The sequence below is a fragment of the Stenotrophomonas sp. genome, from assembly GCF_050737075.1.
Classification (GTDB): domain Bacteria; phylum Pseudomonadota; class Gammaproteobacteria; order Xanthomonadales; family Xanthomonadaceae; genus Stenotrophomonas.
This window is the reverse complement of the sequence record NZ_JBOHXV010000094.1, coordinates 1-16,681: the sequence shown is the minus strand read 5'-3', so window position 1 is coordinate 16,681 and position 16,681 is coordinate 1. Positions and strand designations below refer to the sequence as shown.

Here is a 16,681-nt window from a genome sequence, read left to right as displayed (position 1 = left end):
CGTACTCAACGATCTGCCGGACCGCCTCGATCTTGAACTCATCGGTGTACCGCTTCGTACTCATAACCACCTCCGCCTAAGCCATAGTTTATGGCCGCGAGGTGTCTACGGAACCCTGGGCGATTCATTGCGCTCCCACAGCTGCGCCAACTTTTGACCCTAAGAATCTGTTCAATGCCGACCGTGTCTCTCCAGGAAAAGCGGACGGCGCCGCCTCACCACCCATGGTAGACACCGACGTATGTGAGAATACTTTGTCCACACTCCTTGCATCCAGGCTCCTTGCTGATGTAGCTCGCGTGGTGAATTCTCCTGTGCTTTTGCAGGTGTCATCTCCGTTGGATATTTTTGATCCTGTGCATCGTCCGTCCGGATCGATGAATCTATAGGGATTGCCGTTCGCATATCTGTATCGATTGAAAAGGCCGATCGGGCTCCTGAACGCCGTCACCGGATCCACAGATAGGAACACCCCCACCGTCGGATCCATATACCGCTGCTGCATATACGTCAGCCCGGTACTCCCATCCATCACATGCCCGGTGTACCCCACCCCGTCCTTTTGCGCGCCGATGCTCGCGCCATACGGCGTATACGCCGTGCGCTGCACCACCCCCGCCTGCTCATTGGTCTCCGCTACCGGGCTGCCGAGCGCATCGGTGTGCTGGTAGCGCACGCTGACCGCCCCACCTGCATTCGTCTTGCGGGTCGCCACCAGGCTTCCGGCCAACTGGATGTACTGCGTGCGCTCGCCCGTTCCCTGATCCCACAGGTACGCCAGCGCCCCACCCTGGCTGTACAGGTAATGCCGGTTCTTGCCACTCCCCGCATCGATCACCGAGCTGCGACGGCCATGGCCGTCGTAGCGATAGCGCTCCAGGTTGGTGGCTTGGCGCAGCCGGTTGCCGAAGTCGAACTGATACCCCTGCCCGTTCTTCACCGACAGGTTGCCCTGCACGTCGTAGCCCAGGCCGATGATGCCCGCGCCAGCCGCATTGCGCACCAGGGTCAGGCGGTTGCTGCCGTCGTACTCATAGCGGCGCTGGCCTTCGCCCGGCTGGGTCCAGGTGCGCAGGTTGTCCAACGCGTCGTAGCCGAAGCGGTACCAGCCATCGCCACCGAAGGCCGGTGAGTAGGCGGCGGTGAGCCGGTCCAGCGCGTCGTACTGCATCTGCCGGTCATGGCCACTGCCCTGCACCAGGTCGTTGATGGCGCTGACATTGCCGTTGACGTCGAAGCTGGTGAGCAGATCCAGCGTGCCGGTGTCGGTGCTGCGCGCCGGCAACAGCCGGGCGTTCTGCTGCATCTGGTGGACGATGCCGTTGCCGTACACGAACTGCTGCACCGCGCCGTTGGGGTAGTACTGCACGCCCGTGGCGAAGGTGCCGGCCTGGGTTGGCTGGCCCAGCGCGTTGGGCGCGTAGGCGACCTGCAGGCCCTGCGGCCAGGTCTGCGCGGCGAGGTGGCCGTTGCTGCTGTAGCCCTGGCCCAGGCTCAGATCCAGCAGGCCCTGCTGGCTGAGGGTTTCGCCGGTGAGCAGGCGGCGCTTGTTGTAGACGTAGCTGTTGACCACGGCCGGGGTACCGTCGCCGTTCTGGGTGGTGATCTGCGCCGGCAGGCCATCTGGCGTGTAGGCCCAGCTCTGGTTGCCGCGCCCGTCCGGGAAGGTAAGCGTGCTGGGCCGGTTGCGCGCGTCGTAGGCGCGGCGCACGACCCGGCCACTGGCCTCGGCGGCGGCGCGGTCGCAGCTTTGGGCGTTGGGCAGGTTCAGACCGGCGGCACTCCAGGCCAGGTTGCCTGCGCCGTCGTAGCCCATCACGGTGGCGCCGGTTTCCGGCTCGATCACCTTGCACAGGCGCTGCTGGGCGTCGTAGACGTAGCGGCGCGCGATCTGCAGTGGCGGCGGAATGCGGAACACACCGGAGTTGCCGAGCAGGTCGTTGCTTGCACCTGCCGGGGATATGCCGTGCACGTACAGCAGTGCGTTGGCATTCGACTGGCGTAGGGCGTCGGTCAGCGCAAAGCGGAAGCGATAGTTGGTTGCGCCGGTCTGGCAGGTGGCGGCGATAGCCGGTTCGCTGGCCTCGTTCGCCTGGGCAGCGCCCAGCCCCTGGCCCGTGCCTGCGGCGCCGCCACCATAGATGTGCACGGCGATGGGCGTTGCCCGGCCGCTGGAGCAGGCCCAGCCTGTCAGGTAGTACGTGCCATCGGCCGCCTGTGTGACGCCTTCCAGGGTGCCGCGGATCACGGACTGCGCGACGACCGCGCTCACCGCAGCGGAGGTAGCGGTCTTGCCGTTGTTGTCGGTGGCCACGCCGGTGATCTGGTAGCTGCCCGGACCCACACCCTGCCAGGTGAAGGCAAACGGCGCCGCGCCACTGTTGCCGATGTAGCTGCCGTTGGCGTAGTAGTCCACCCGCACTACCTGCCCGTCCGGATCGCTCGCATTGGCACTCAGGCCGATGCTGGCCGGGCCGATGTACGGCTGGCCGGTGGGCGCGTTGAGGCTGATGGTGGGCGGCTTTTCGCCGGCCGCCACCACGGTGAAGCTGCGGGTGGCACTGGCCGTGCCGTTGAGGTTGGAGCGCGCGTTGGTGTTGACGGTATATGTGCCCGGTCCGAGACCGTTGAACGTGTAGGACAGCGATTCGCCCACCACGCTGGCCAGCACCGTGGTGCCCTGGGTGATGCGCAGCTGGCTGACGTACACGCCGTCGTCGATGACGCCCGCGCTGACCTGCACGGTCACCGTGGCCGGGGCTGTATACACCGCGCCTTGGGCCGGTGCGGCGAAGCTGACCCACACGTACGGATTGCTCTGCTGCGCTGTGGCCGGCCAGGCCAGCACGACGCAAAGCAGGAGCAGGAACTTCAGAAGATGTCTGTGCATGCCAACGACTCCTTGTCTGCGCCTGCTCATCGGTCCGGACCCGAACGGGAGATGGTGACGGGCTTGCCGAATACGTCGCGGGTGATCTGGGTGGAAACCCCTTCCGGCGCATCGATGCGCACCGGCAGGTCGTAGCCGGGCGTATCCCACGCCTGGAAGCTCTCCACCGTGGCGAAGCCGCGCGGGTTGATGGTCTGCCGGCGCAGGCCACTGAGGTAGTTGGAGGTGGTGGTCAGGCGGCCATGCTCGGAGTCGATACCCACGCTGCTGACCCGGCTCAGGGCGTCATAGCCGGTGTAGGACCCGGGCAAGGTGGCGCGGAAGTTCGTGATGCTGCGCGAGGGATAGGACTCGAACACCTTGCGCCCCAGGCGGTCGAAGCGCCGCACTACCTGGCTCAGGGTCTGCTGCGGGTTGCTGAGGTCCTGGCTTTCTTCCAGCACCGGGCGCCAGAACGCATCGAAGTACAGCCGCCGCTGGCGGTTGCCCTCGGTTTCGGTCAGGCGCCAGTGGCCGGCCTCCAGGCCGAACTCCGCGCTGCCGATCCGCTCGAAGCTGCGGCCCACCGCATTCCACGCCACGGTATCGCCGGTGGGCCAGGTGCGCTGCGCAAGGCGCCCCATGGTGTCGTAAGCAAAGGTGGAACTGAAGCCGTTCTCATCGGTGGTGCGGGTGACCCGGCCCAGATCGTCCACGGCGGCCGATTCGGCGAAGCCGTCGGCGTAGCCGATCACCTGCGGGATGCCACGTCGCCAGTCCGAGGCGATGGTGATGTTGCCGTTGCCATCGGTCACGCTCTCCACCTGGCCGTCGGAGTAGTACGACAGGCGCATCTGCAGCTCGCCGAAGGCGTACTGCTCGGTTGGAAGCGCCGTATCGGGATGGAAGACGGTACGCGCGGTTTCGGCGCCGGTCTCAACATTCACAGTGCGCGCGGTCTGGCCCAGCACCCAGCGCGCGGTGTTGTCGTGGTACTGCCGGGTTTCGCTGCGTGTGTAGCCCAGGCTGCTGCTGGAGACGGTGGACAACGGGCGGCCGAAACCGTCGAGCGCACCCACCGTGCTTGAGAAGGTGGCGCCATCGCGGGTGGTGGTGGTCTGAATGCCCGGCCGCAGGTACTCGGAGGTGTAGCCGGCCGTGCGGGCCTGCTGCGTATTGCCCAGGCGCGCCGCGAACTGGCTGCCCGCCAATGGCCATTGGTAACGCTGCACCGTGGTCTGCAGCACTGCCTGCGCACCGCTGCCCTCTTCCACCTTGAGCAGCTTGCCTTCGTTGTAGCGGTAGCTGTTGCCGTAGGTGTGGCGGCTCCAGCTGCCTTCCGGTCCGGTGATGGTGGTCACCGACACGCCCGCGCAGCTGTCATCCAGGCACAGGGGCAGTGAGCAGTCGGTACTGGTGCATACCGGGCCGGTGCCGGGCGCGAAGGAGATGGTGCCGCCGTAGCTGTAGTTCCACTCGGCCGTGTCCACGCCCGGCCCGGACAGCCGTTTCGTACGCAGCACCACCGCGTCGTACGCCAACGGGTACATGGCCACGTCGTCGTTGGGGTCGTTGTAGGGCTTCGAGTAACCGTTGCACACCATGGGCACGTTGCTGCGGCCACGCAGGCTGTAGCCCAAGGTGAATTCCCCGGTTGCGCCGGAGGGATGCGTGAAGCGGCCCACGCCGCCGGGTTCGTTGTTCATCAGCCCCGGGTAGCCACAGGTGCGGATGATGTCGCCTGCACCGGTGGAGCGGTCGTACTGGAAGTAGATGTGCGACAGGGCATAGGCGTCGATGCCCCAGCTGCTGCCGTCGGGCAGGTCCACCCCGACCAGCGTGCCGGTGAGGGCATTGGGATAGGTGTAGCGGTAGGTCCAGGTCTGCGAGCCGTTGCTGATCTGCTGCACGTGGCCGCGGGCGTTGTAGCTGAAGGTGATCTGCCGGCCATCGCTGGCGGTGATCGCCTCCAGGCGCACCGGCGCATTGGCGGCATTGCTGTAGCGGTAGCTCACCCAGTTGCCGAAGCGGTCTTCCACGCGGGTGGCATACAGTTCGGAGCGCAGGCGGCTCGCGTTGTCCGGGTTGATCAGGTTGGCGGCGGCCACGCGCGGCTCAAAGAAGCCGGCCTCCCAGTCGAACGTGTAGCGCATGCCATCGGGCGTGTGGGCCACGAAGCCCTCGCCTGCCGCGTTATGGCGCGACGACGTGCAGGAGAACCAGGTGAAGTCGGCCGTCAACCACGAGTACGGTCCACCGCTGGTCGGCCGCTGCACGGCATTGGGTTCGGCCACCAGCATGTCCTGGCTGCCGCGGCCGGGAATGACCATGCGGTTGCCCTGCCAATAGTTGGACGGGCGGTAGGTGTTGCCGTTCACAACCACGGACGGTGGCGCGGCAGCCGCGGCACAGGGACTGGCCCACCCGGTTTGCGCCATGAACACGCCCGACAGACGAGGCAGCTACAGGTTCCAGTCGGCCATGGGCAGGTCGTCGTAGTAATAATCCGCCCGGTTGCTCGGGGTCATCGACCGGCTGACGCTGATCGGAATGCCGGTGCCCGGCAGCGAGAAGTCGGTGGCCGAAAAGCCCACGCTGCCGGTGTACATGTCCACGCTTTCGCCGAACAGGCCGCTCTCCAGGGCGGTCATGTCGGTATTGCGCTGGATGAGCTTGTCGTACTCCTCCCAGGGGTAACGCATGCCCTGCGCCTGGACGACGCCCGGCAGCAACAGGGCAACAAGAATCAACGGATAACCGCGCATGCTCACTCCTTCGAGACCTGGACTTCCTTGTCAGGCAGCGCTTCGCCCTATGCCGGACAAGAACCGTTGGACGTACGCCGACAACCTGCCGTTACAGCAGCACTGCGGGCAATCAGACACATCTGAAAATGTTGCTGTTGCTATTCTCGGGTTACCCCACGCGCCTCCCCAGGCACGCAACCCGCCGTCGTAACGGCTGGCCGAGTATGTCACCGGTTTCTTGACCGTGCCATACCCACCTCCGGGCACAAAAAAAGGCCCGGCAAACTGCCGGGCCTTTGCCACTACGCCAATGCCGCGCGTAGCGAAGCGATCAGGCGTCGCTTACCAGCTGAAACGCGGGCCGACCGACCATTCCTTGTCACCGTGGCGGTCCATCTTGATGTCGCCGTTGATGCCCCAGTTCTGGTTCAACTTCACCTGGCCACCCAGGCGGCCGTAGAACTGGCCATCCGGATTGATGCCGTGCTTCTTGCTGAAATCTTCGTAGCCGGCCATTGCGTAGACTTCGGCGTGCTGGCCGAACGCGGTACGGATACCGGCTTCAGCGCTGTAGCCGTTGAAGTCCAGGCCTTCCTTCGGGTCGAACTTGTTGTAGGCAACGCGGCCCACGAAGTCGGTGCTGGTGGCGATTTCGTGGTTGTAGCCCACACCCACGCGCCACTGGTCAACCTTGAAGTTGCCGATGTCGGTCTTCTGCTGGTTGTATTCACCGAAAGCGTGGAAGTTCGGCAGGAAGCCGTACGAGCCCTTGACACCCCAACCGTCGGCCTTGCCACCATCGGCGTCGGTCTTGACGTAGTCGCCTTCGGCGTAGTTGTAGGACAGGCCTTCAGCGGCCGAAGCGCCGAACGGCAGGGCGGCGGCGAGCGCCAGGGCAATCAGGGACGTCTTCATGGGGGTACACCTTTTCTGTTGTTTCGTTCGTGCAGTGGCGCAAGCGGCTTCTGCATCGGGAATGTAAATTCTCCGTTATTCGACACAACGCGCCCTGAAGTAAGCCGTTTTCGGCCTGGGGAATTTTTGGCAACCATTCAGTCGTAGCGTGGCATATGCGCGCGCGCCGCATTTTTCAGGTGTTTTTGGCGTGTTCGCGCTGCACGATGAACCGCGCGTTTATAACGCGCGCACGAAAGGAATCTGGTCACGACGATACCCTTGCGGGGCGTCACGCGTTGGGGAAGCCGCTCTTGGGGAGTAGTCGGCTAACGCGTCCATCCTCCGTGGTGCACCGGCTGACGCAGCTCTGGCGTCAAACCGCAGGTTCCGTGAGGCATCCTGCCCGGCTTGCCGATCTTGGCGGTTGGCCCGGGCCGCTGCTATCAGGATGTCCCTCACTGTGATTAAGGGTTTTCTGACCCTGTGCTCGCTGCAGTGCGGCGCAAACCCCTGGCAACGCATTGATTTTTCGAGGTTGGATCGTGCCAAACCCAGCCCGTCACGCCGCTGCACGCGCCGGGGAGGCAGTGTCGATTCCCCGCACCCCCACGCGTCGTAGTCATTGAAGGTGCCCATTCCGGCGCACCATTCCCGGAGGCTGAAGATGTCGTACATCGACGGTTTCGTCCTGGCCGTTCCCACCGCCAATAAAGACAAGTTCATCAAGCACGCCAACGAAGGCGATTCGGTCTTCATCGAGTTCGGCGCCCTGCGCGTGGTCGAATGCTGGGGCGACGATGTCACCCACGGCAAGCAGACCGACTTCTTCCGCGCGGTGGCGGCCAAGGATGATGAAACCATCGTCTTCTCCTGGATCGAATGGCCGGACAAGGCCACCCGCGATGCCGGAATGGAGAAGATGATGAAAGACCCGCGCATGGACCCGGCCAACAACCCGATGCCGTTCGACGGCAAGCGGATGATCTACGCCGGCTTCGTGCCGATCGTGGAAGTGCGCGGGAAGTAAGCGTGGTTCAACGCGGGTGGTTGCTGTCGTCGTCCGTGCCGTGGCCGATGCCCATGCCGCCGCCCATGCCACCCATTCCGCCACCGCCACCACCGCCACCCTTGCCCTTCTCGCCCGCGTCGGCGCCCTTGCCCTTGGCACCGGCGGCGGGCCGTGCGGGGCCCTGGCGTGGAATGACCACGCTGGCGGGAATGGGGGCCAGGTCGAGCGCCTGCCGGATGAAGTCGCGCAGGGACACCACCAGGTCCGCCGTGGGCACCGCGCGCCCTTCGGCCAGTTCATTGGCCGCGTGGGCGGCCAACCGCACCTGTTCGTCGGTACCGAGCAGGACGATGTCGGACAACGCCGCCTCCACCGCGTCGCGGATCCGGCGTGCCCGGTCGCTGCCGATGTCGGCCGGCGCGGCCAGGGCATCGTCGGGCGCGGTTGCCGCCGGGTGCAGGTCGCGCCGGTGGCGTGGGTCCACGTGCAAGGCACCGGTGAATGACCCGCCCAGGGTCTTGTAGGCGGCGATCAGCGTGCGCAGCCGCTCGTTGATCTGGCGGTTCTCACGCTCGCGCCGCTGCTGCAGGGTCTGCATCACCAGCAGGCGGATGCCCACGCCGATGAGGGTGATGACGGCCAGCCCGACAAGAGTGGAGAGCATGGCCTGCCAGGAGCTGAAATCGAGGTTACGCATGCGCGGCGCCCTGGCTCAGCCGCATTTGGAATACCCGCAGTTCAGGCACGTCGCACACCCGTCCATGATGACCAGGGCCTTGGTGCTGCATTTGTGGCACAAGCTGGCGCTGGGCGGGAAGCCGGTGCCGTCGCCGGTGATGGCCAGGTCTTCCTCGTGGTCGGCGGTGCTGCTGCGCGGCGCCGCAGCGGCGGCCTGCCTTTCGAGGTCCTCATACTGGCGGCGCTTGTCGGCGATCAGCGCGCGGTGCGCGGCGCTCAGTTCGGGCGCGTGCAGCAGGCCGATGGAGGTGAGGTGGTCTTCAATGACGCTGCCCAGTTCGGCCACCAGCGAGGGCATGTAGACGCCGCCGCCCTTGTAATAGCCGCCACGCGGGTCGAAGACGGCCTTCATTTCCTCGACCAGAAAGGTCACGTCGCCGCCTTTGCGGAAGACGGCGGATATGATCCGGGTCAGCGCGACGATCCATTGGAAGTGCTCCATCGACTTGGAGTTGATGAACACCTCGAAGGGGCGGCGCAGCTCGTGTTCGGTGCCCGGGTTGAGCACGATGTCGTTGATGGTCACGTAGAAGGCGTGTTCCACCAGCGGCGGTTTGATCTTGTAGGTATTGCCGATCAGGACATCCGGGCGCTTGATGCGCTCGTGCATCTGCACGATGTCGTTGGCGGCGTCCTGGCGGGCGTCGGGGCCGGGCGCTGCGGAGGCCGCGGCCTGGCGCGCCTTCTCCTCGGGGGTGACGACGGCGTAGCCGGTGATCTTCTGATCGATCCTGACAGCCATGGTGCGGTTCCTGGGTGTTCACGGTGCCCGCCCCGAGGGGCAGGCACCGTGTGTTACCTGCTTACTTGCGGGCGCGCTTGGCCGGGGCCTTGCGGGCCACGGTCTTGGCAGCGCGCTTGGCCGGCGCAGCCTTGCGGGCGACCGACTTGCGGGCAACGGCGGTCTTCTTGCCGACGGCCTTCTTGGTGGCAGCCGACTTCTTGGCCACAGCCTTCTTGGCGACGGCGACCTTCTTGCCAACGGTCTTGCGGGCGACGGCGGTCTTCTTGCCGACGACCTTCTTGGCCGCTGCGGTCTTGCGGGTCACGGCCTTCTTGGCGGTGGCAACCTTCTTGCCGACCACCTTCTTGGCGGCCACGGTCTTCTTGCCAGCGACCTTGCGGGCGGTGGCCGACTTCTTGGCCACAGCCTTCTTGGCGACGGCGACCTTCTTGCCCACGACCTTCTTGGCGGCGGCGGTCTTCTTGCCGACGACCTTCTTGGCGGCGGCCGACTTCTTGGCGACAGCCTTCTTGGCCACGGCGACCTTCTTGCCCACGACCTTCTTGGCGGCGGCGGTCTTCTTGGTCACGGCCTTCTTGGCGGTGGCGACCTTCTTGGTCACGGCCTTCTTGGCGGTGGCGACCTTCTTGGTCACGGTCTTCTTGGCGGCGGCAGCCTTCTTGCCAGCGGCCTTGGTGGTCTTGGTCACGGCCTTTTCGGCGGCAACCTTCTTCTTGGCGACCTGCTTCTTCAGCGCGGCGGCCTCGGCCTTGGCGTTGGTCTTGGCCGCTTCCAGCTTCTTCTTGGCGCTGGCCAGGGTCTTGCCAACCGACTTGGCGGCCTTGTCGGCCTTCTTGGCGACGGTCTTCTCGGCCTTCTTGACGGCCTTCTTGACCTTGGCAACCTGGGTGGTCGCGGCCTTGCGTGCGCGCTTGGCGGTCTTCTTCACCGAGGCCACCACTTCTTCAGCGGTGTGGGCGATGGTCTCGCCAACGTTGCCGGCGGTTTCTTTCACGGTTTCCACACCCTGCGACAGGGTCGCGGTCACACCATTTCCGTTGCTCATGTTTTGCCTCCTGAGGGGCCAGTCAGTGATTTCGCTGGCGATGCTATACCGGCGCGGTCGATCGTGGAACGGTCTTGTCGCAGCTCATGAGCCGCTGCTGTGCTTGGCCGGCGGCCGGCGCGGACCTGCCGCGAACCGCCACCGTGTAGAAAACCACTTGAAAACAGCGTCCGATGCGTGATCAGAACTTGCCGTAGTAGCCCTCCTTGAGCGCGTCGAACAAGTTGGCGGCGGTATGCAATTCGCCGTCATACTCGATCTCCTCATTGCCCTTTACCTCCACAACTGCGCCGTCTTCGAGCTCGAAACGGTAGGTGGTGTTCTCCAGATCGGCCTCCTTGACCAGCACGCCCTGGAACGCGGCGGGGTTGAAACGGAACGTGGTGCAGCCCTTCAACCCCTGCGCGTGGGCGTAGCGGTAGATGTCCTTGAACTGCTCGTACGGGTAGTCGGTCGGAACGTTGGCGGTCTTGGAAATGGAGCTGTCCACCCACTTCTGGGCGGCGGCCTGGACGTCCACGTGCGCCTTGGGCGAGATGTCGTCGGCGGCAATGAAGTAGTCGGGCAGGCGGGCCGCGTCGTCCTCGGCGAACGGCATCGCCAGCGGGTTGACGAGGTGGCGGTAGGCCAGCAGTTCGAAGGAGAACACGTCCACCTTCTCCTTGCTCTTGCGGCCCTCGCGGATCACGTTGCGGCTGTAATGGTGGGCGAAGGACGGTTCGATGCCGTTGGAGGCGTTGTTGGCCAACGACAGGCTGATGGTGCCGGTGGGGGCGATGGAGCTGTGGTGGGTGAAGCGCGCGCCGACCTCGGCCAGCTCCTCCACCAGCTCCGGGGCCACGCTGGCGATGCGCTGCATGTAGCGGCTGTAGCGCGCGTGCAGCACCTTGCCCTCGATCTGCTGGCCGGCCCGCCAACCGTCGCGCGCCATCTCCGGGCGCTGGCGCAGCATGGCGGGAGTGACCTCGAAGGTGTCCTGCATGATCGGCGCGGGGCCCTTCTCGCGGGCCAGGGCCAGGGCGGTCTCCCACCCGGCCACCGCCATCTCGCGGGCGATGGCCTCGGTGAAGTCGCACGCATCGGGCGCGCCGTAGGTCATGCGCAGCATGGCCAGGGCCGAGCCCAGGCCGAGGAAGCCCATGCCATGCCGGCGCTTGCGCAGGATCTCCTGGCGCTGCCGCTCGAGCGGCAGGCCGTTGACCTCCACCACGTTGTCGAGCATGCGGGTGAACACCCGCACCACCTCTTTGTATTCGTCCCAGTCGAAGCGCGCCTGGTCGGTGAACGGGTCGCGCACGAAGCGGGTCAGGTTGACCGAGCCGAGCAGGCAGGCGCCGTAGGGAGGCAACGGCTGCTCGCCGCAGTTGTGGGCATGCAGGCCGTTGGCATCGAAGCAGTTGAGGCCGGGCACCTGCACGTCATAGACGTCTTCCACGCCATCCGGCTGCACGCTTTCGACGGTGGCGAAGTAGCGGCTGCGGTTCATCACGCGGCGGTAGGCGGCCAGGGTCCGGGTCAGCCGCGCTGCCTTGTCGGTATCGGCGAAGCCGATCAGCGCATCGTAGCGGGCCACGCCTTCGCCGCTGATCACCAGCTCGAACTGGGCCGCCGTGGGATAGGCGCGCTGGCCGCCTCGACCATCGGGCAACACGGAATGACCGGCTTCGCGGCGCGCGTAGCGCGTGCTGGGGATGCCCAGCCGGAGCAGCATGCGTTGCACCGCCTCCAGGCGGGGGCGATCAGACTGCGCCAACCGGATGGATACGCCCTTGCCCTGGCTGCCCTGCACGCTGCCGTCGGCGTCGAACAGGCCGCGCAGGAAGCCACGGCAGGCATCGCTGGAGAGCTTTTCCAGTGCCGGGGTGATCGGCTTGTGGCCGGGGGACATGCCCAGCTGTTGGGCCAGGTCGCGCAGTGCCGCTGACTTGAACCGCCATTCGCTTCGACCGCTCACCTCGGACCAGCCAGTGAAATCGGCGCGATGTGTCAGGGTCTTCGCGCAACGCAAGGCTTCGCCCATCAGCGCGCGAACGCCGGGCGCAGGCGTCGCCGGCTCACCGTTGGCCACCGCCGCCTGGCTCCACACGGAGAGCACGGCCGCCTCTGCGTTGAGCGTGCCGTCGCCCACCAGCAATCCCAGCAGATAGCCCTGCTCATGCGCCAGCGCACCCGGCCAGTGCGGCGCAGCACGGTGGTCCTGCAGCAGCACCTCATCCCCGGGCCGCAGCCGGCCCGCCTCACACCATTCGCTCTGCACCGCCCAGCGGGTGCGGCTGATGACCCGGCGCACCCGATGGTCGGCCGTCAGCCGCAGCCGGTGGCCTTCGCGGGTCTGCAGGGCGAGCACCGGCTTGCGCGCAGTAAGGAAGAACCCGGCATCGGTCGTGGCATGGTCCTGACCCTCCACGCGCACCTGGAATCGGCGGCCGATCAGTTCGGCCACCTGACGCGGACCGTTGGCGGTGTGCACCCAGGTATCGGCGGTGACGCAGGGATTGGTCGCCCGGATGTCCTCGCACCACCAGTTGTTGTTCATTTCATTGACCCGGTCGATCAGGATGAAACCGGGTTCGGCGTAGTCATAGGTGGACACCATGATCATGTCCCACAGGTGCCGGGCGCGGATCTGGCCGTACACGCGACACGCCACCTGGCCGTCCTCGCGGACCACGTAATCGCGGTGGGTGGGCCAATCGCGCCATTGCACGCGGGCCGGATCGGTGAGGTCGAACGCGCCGGCCTCCTGGCGGCTGAGCGGGAACAGCAACGGCCAGTCGGCATCCTGGTCCACGGCGTGCATGAAGCCGTCGGTGATCAGCAGCGACAGGTTGAACTGGCGCAGCCGGCCATCCTCGCGCTTGGCGCGGATGAACTCGCGCACGTCCGGGTGCGAAACGTCGAAGGTGCCCATCTGCGCGCCGCGCCGGCCACCGGCCGATGACACGGTGAAACACATCTTGTCGAAGATATCCATGAAGGACATCGGGCCGGACGTATGCGCGCCGGCGCCGGCAACGAACGCCCCGCGCGGACGCAGCGTGCTGAACTCATAGCCGATACCGCACCCGGCCTTGAGGGTCAGCCCCGCTTCGTGGACCTTCTGCAGGATGCCGTCCATCGAATCCTCGATGGTGCCCGACACGGTGCAGTTGATGGTGCTGGTGGCCGGCTTGTGCGCCTGCGCGCCGGCATTGGAGATGATGCGGCCCGCGGGGATCGCGCCGCGGCGCAGTGCCCAGGTGAAGCGCTCCATCCAGTACTGCTGCTTTTCGGCGGTGACCTCGGCGTCGGACAACGCCTTGGCCACGCGCAGGTAGGTGGCGTCGATATCGGCGTCGAGCGGCTCGCCCTGCTGGGTCTTGAGCCGGTACTTGCGGTCCCAGATGTCCTGGGACGCCGGCTGCATCGGGACCTGCCCGTCGGGCAGGTCGTCGTCGATCGCGTCCACTCGCAGCGTGCTCATCGACCGCAGGCTCCATCGGTAGCCAGTGTGTGTGCCCGCAAGCAGACCCAACGCCTTGGGGCACTCCCGGCCGGCACCGCAACATCTAGTGGCCGACACAGGGCCAGCTTACGCCGGCACCGGGGCCTGTCAACGGTACGCAAGGTCGCAGGGGCGGGGTCTGCCGGGCGCGATCAGATCCTCGGTTTAGGCCGGGGACGGACAGACCCGTTCAGCTTGATTTACCGTATACGTGTTTCCACCCAACCTGCCGAACCCATGCGACCGCTCCCGACCCTGCTCACGCTTGCGCTTGCCGCCGCCTTCGGTGGCTTCGTGGCCTCCGCCATCAACGCGCACCTGGACAACCGCGCCGAAGCCGCGCCGGCCACGATCGGCATTCCGGCCACGGCCGCGTTGCCCGCCGCCGTCGCGGGGCAGCCGGTGCCGTCGCTGGCGCCGATGCTGGAACGGGTGATGCCGGCGGTGGTCAGCGTCAACACCAAGCAGGTGGTGCGGGTACGCAACCCGTACTTCAACGACCCGTTCTTCCGCCGCCTGTTCCCGGAAGTGCCGCAGGAACGCATCAACGAGTCGCTGGGTTCGGGCGTGATCATCGACGCGGCCGAAGGCCTGGTGCTGACCAACCACCACGTGATCGACAACGCCGACGATGTGCAGGTCACGCTGTCGGACGGGCGCACGGTCAAGGCCGAATTCCTCGGATCCGACCGCGATACCGACATCGCGCTGATCCGCATTCCCGCCGACAGGCTCACCGCGCTGCCGTTGGGCGACAGCGCGCAGCTGCGGGTGGGCGACTTCGTGGTGGCCATCGGCAACCCGTTCGGTTTCAGCCAGACGGTCACCTCGGGCATCGTCTCGGCGGTCGGCCGTACCGGCATCCGCGGGCTGGGCTACCAGAACTTCATCCAGACCGACGCGTCGATCAACCCGGGCAACTCCGGCGGTGCGCTGGTCAATCTGCAGGGCCAGCTGGTGGGCATCAACACCGCCAGCTTCAACCCGCAGGGCAGCATGGCCGGCAACATCGGCCTGGGTCTGGCCATTCCCACCAACCTTGCCCGTGACGTGGTGGACCAGCTGGTCAAGCATGGCGTGGTGGTGCGCGGCACGCTGGGCATCGAAGCGCAGAACCTGACCCAGGCGCTGGCGCAGAACCTGGGCCTGAGCGAAACCCGCGGCGCGCTGGTGACCCGCGTGCTGGCCGGTTCCGGCGCAGCCGCGGCCGGGCTCAAGCCGGGCGACGTGGTGGTGTCGGCCAACGGCCAGCGGGTGGACAGCGCGCAGGCGCTGCACAACGTGGAAGGCCTGCAGCCGGTGGGCAGCGCACTGAGCCTGGAGATCCGTCGCGACGGCAAGCCGCTGCAACTCAAGGCGACGCTGAAGGAACAGGCGCGCGCAGTCAGCGGCGAGTCGCTCGACCCGCGCCTGACCGGCGCCACGTTCGTGGACCTGCCCGAGACCCTGCGCCAGGCCGGCAGCAGCGGCGTGATGGTCAGCGAGGTCAAGCGCGGCAGCCGCGCAGCCACCTCGGGCCTGGCCGCTGGCGATGTGATCACCGAAGCCAGCGTGGGTGAATTCGCCGACCTGGCCAGCTGGCGCGCCAATTTCCAGCAGCGCCCGCAACAACTTGTACTGCGTATTTTCCGCAACGGCGCGAGCGGGAACCTGCTGATGCGCTGAACCAGTCAGCGGCCCTTCGCGCGCAGCTCACGGCAGCTAACACCCTCTACACCCCGCCGATGCTATTACCTTGTGTTCGTTGCCGACGGCTCCGTCCGCCGTCACCTTCCCCATCGCTTACATAACGGAGATACACGATGAGCCCCACCAACACCGAAAACCTCAAGGAACACCTGGGCGAAGCCGGTTCGCACCTGAAGTCGGCCGCCACCGCTGCCGGCGGCGCGATCAAGGGCGCCACGGGCGCGGCGACCGACGAGCTGCGCATCGGCAAGGCCAACGTCAAGGCCGAACTGTCCGACACCGCGCTGTCCGGCCTGGCTGCTGCCGAGTTCGGCGGTGCCGCCGCCAAGGAACAGGTCGATGCGCTGATGGACAAGGGCAAGGACCTGGTCGACAGCGCCGCCGAGCTGATCCGTGAGCGCCCGCTGGCCTCGTTCGGCGTGGCCTTCGCGGCCGGCTGGATCATTGCCAAGCTGGCACGCGGCAGCGACAAGTAAGTCGGCGTGAGCGATCAAGCACAGTCGACTCCCGACGGTGGGGCGGCAACGCCACCACCGGAGGGCGATGCGGGGCAGAAGCCGCCGCGTCTTGATGAAAGCATTCGCGAGGTCGGCCAGGCCGGTCGCGCCACGGTCGATTCGGCCAAGCACACGCTGCGCTCGCTGCGCCGGCTGGCGTCGTTCGAGTTCGCGCTGGCACGCAGCGCATTCGGGCGCGCGTTGGCGTGGAGCGGCGTGGCCATCGTATTTGGTGCATCGGCCTGGTTGCTGCTGGCCGGTACGCTGATCGCACTGATGCAGCGCTGGGGCCTGTCGTGGTTCCATTCGCTGCTCATTACCTCGCTGGTGAGCCTGGCCATGACCGGCTACGCCATCTGGCGCGTGTCGTTCTTCTTCCGCCACACCGGCATGCATGCCACCCGCCGCCAGTTGTCGCGGCTGGGGTTGTTCGACGAGCCCAGCGACGAGGACCCCGACGCGCACGTCGGACCCACGGAGCGTACGCCATGAAGTTTGAAGCCCTGCGCCATCGGGTAAAGCGCGCCGAACAGGTGGTCGCGATCCGGGCCAACGAAACCCAGTGCAATTGGTTCACGCTCAGCCAGGTCTGGCGCGAAGGCTGGACCCCGCTGCGGATCATTACCGTTGGCGTGGCCGGCGGCTTCCTGGCCGGCAAGCTCGAACCTGGCAGCGCCCGCTTCCAGGGGGCGCGCTGGCTGCAGATGATCGGCTCGGTGTCCAACCTGATGGCCAGCGCACAGGCCGCGTTCGCCTCGATGCAGGCAGCCGAGGCGGCCGATACCGCGGAAGAGGCGGCCGACAAGATGGATGAGGCCGCGGATCCTGCGCCGGTCGCACCGGTGCGGGCGGCGGCAGCTGCTGCTGCACCACGGGCCAGCGTGAGCGCCACGCAGGAAGCGGCGCAGCCGCAACCGGCGGAAGCGGCGACGGACGTCTCCGAGCGCTGATGGGTAGCGCC

13 protein-coding genes are annotated in these 16,681 nt (G+C 66.4%); 5 read left to right on the top strand and 8 right to left on the bottom strand.

What is annotated here, in order from left to right:
* Positions 1-124 precede the first annotated feature (124 nt).
* The 4 genes from ACREPD_RS18200 to ACREPD_RS18185 form a co-directional block, all read right to left on the bottom strand.
* Positions 125-2,890 carry an RHS repeat domain-containing protein gene (locus tag ACREPD_RS18200; RefSeq protein ID WP_431600628.1) on the bottom strand — a complete coding sequence of 922 codons (2,766 nt, stop codon included), beginning with the start codon at positions 2,888-2,890 and terminating at the stop codon, positions 125-127.
* A 26-nt stretch (positions 2,891-2,916) separates the two neighbouring features.
* Complete coding sequence (locus tag ACREPD_RS18195; protein ID WP_431600627.1) at positions 2,917-5,247, bottom strand: wall associated protein; 2,331 nt, start codon at positions 5,245-5,247, stop codon at positions 2,917-2,919.
* An 84-nt stretch (positions 5,248-5,331) separates the two neighbouring features.
* Entirely contained in the window at positions 5,332-5,634 is a 303-nt protein-coding gene (locus ACREPD_RS18190; RefSeq protein WP_431600626.1) for a DUF6531 domain-containing protein, read from the bottom strand.
* Between the two features lie 324 nt (positions 5,635-5,958).
* Positions 5,959-6,531, bottom strand: a complete 573-nt coding sequence (locus tag ACREPD_RS18185; protein ID WP_431600625.1) for an Ax21 family protein — start codon at positions 6,529-6,531, stop codon at positions 5,959-5,961.
* Positions 6,532-7,177: 646 nt separating this feature from the next.
* Between ACREPD_RS18185 and ACREPD_RS18180 the strand changes: the two genes are divergently transcribed.
* Positions 7,178-7,540, top strand: coding sequence for a DUF1428 domain-containing protein (locus ACREPD_RS18180; protein ID WP_431600624.1), 363 nt, complete (start codon positions 7,178-7,180; stop codon positions 7,538-7,540).
* 7 nt (positions 7,541-7,547) lie between these two features.
* Here ACREPD_RS18180 and ACREPD_RS18175 read toward each other — a convergent pair whose 3' ends face one another.
* The 4 genes from ACREPD_RS18175 to ACREPD_RS18160 all read right to left on the bottom strand — a co-directional run bounded on the left by ACREPD_RS18175 (position 7,548) and on the right by ACREPD_RS18160 (position 13,513).
* On the bottom strand, positions 7,548-8,219 hold the full coding sequence (locus tag ACREPD_RS18175; protein ID WP_431600623.1) for a hypothetical protein: 672 nt from the start codon (positions 8,217-8,219) through the stop codon (positions 7,548-7,550).
* Between the two features lie 15 nt (positions 8,220-8,234).
* Positions 8,235-9,002: an NrdJb gene (locus tag ACREPD_RS18170; RefSeq protein WP_431600622.1), complete on the bottom strand. Its 768-nt coding sequence runs from the start codon at positions 9,000-9,002 to the stop codon at positions 8,235-8,237.
* 61 nt (positions 9,003-9,063) lie between these two features.
* Positions 9,064-10,050, bottom strand: coding sequence for a histone (locus tag ACREPD_RS18165; protein WP_431600621.1), 987 nt, complete (start codon positions 10,048-10,050; stop codon positions 9,064-9,066).
* 181 nt (positions 10,051-10,231) lie between these two features.
* A complete protein-coding gene (locus tag ACREPD_RS18160) occupies positions 10,232-13,513 on the bottom strand; it encodes an LAGLIDADG family homing endonuclease (protein WP_431600620.1) in 3,282 nt (1,093 codons plus the stop codon).
* A gap of 258 nt (positions 13,514-13,771) precedes the next feature.
* Here ACREPD_RS18160 and ACREPD_RS18155 point away from each other — a divergent pair, with 258 nt between their 5' ends.
* The 4 genes from ACREPD_RS18155 (at position 13,772) to ACREPD_RS18140 (ending at position 16,670) form a co-directional block, all read left to right on the top strand.
* Positions 13,772-15,199 carry a Do family serine endopeptidase gene (locus tag ACREPD_RS18155; protein WP_431600619.1) on the top strand — a complete coding sequence of 476 codons (1,428 nt, stop codon included), beginning with the start codon at positions 13,772-13,774 and terminating at the stop codon, positions 15,197-15,199.
* 137 nt (positions 15,200-15,336) lie between these two features.
* The gene (locus ACREPD_RS18150) at positions 15,337-15,699 is read left to right on the top strand and encodes a hypothetical protein (protein WP_431600618.1); all 363 of its coding nucleotides are present in this window, start codon (positions 15,337-15,339) and stop codon (positions 15,697-15,699) included.
* Positions 15,700-15,705: 6 nt separating this feature from the next.
* Positions 15,706-16,212: a phage holin family protein gene (locus tag ACREPD_RS18145; RefSeq protein WP_431600617.1), complete on the top strand. Its 507-nt coding sequence runs from the start codon at positions 15,706-15,708 to the stop codon at positions 16,210-16,212.
* On the top strand, positions 16,209-16,670 hold the full coding sequence (locus tag ACREPD_RS18140) for a protein sip-5 (RefSeq protein WP_431600616.1): 462 nt from the start codon (positions 16,209-16,211) through the stop codon (positions 16,668-16,670). Before ACREPD_RS18145 ends, ACREPD_RS18140 begins: the two co-directional genes overlap by 4 nt.
* The last annotated feature ends 11 nt before the right edge of the window (positions 16,671-16,681 follow it).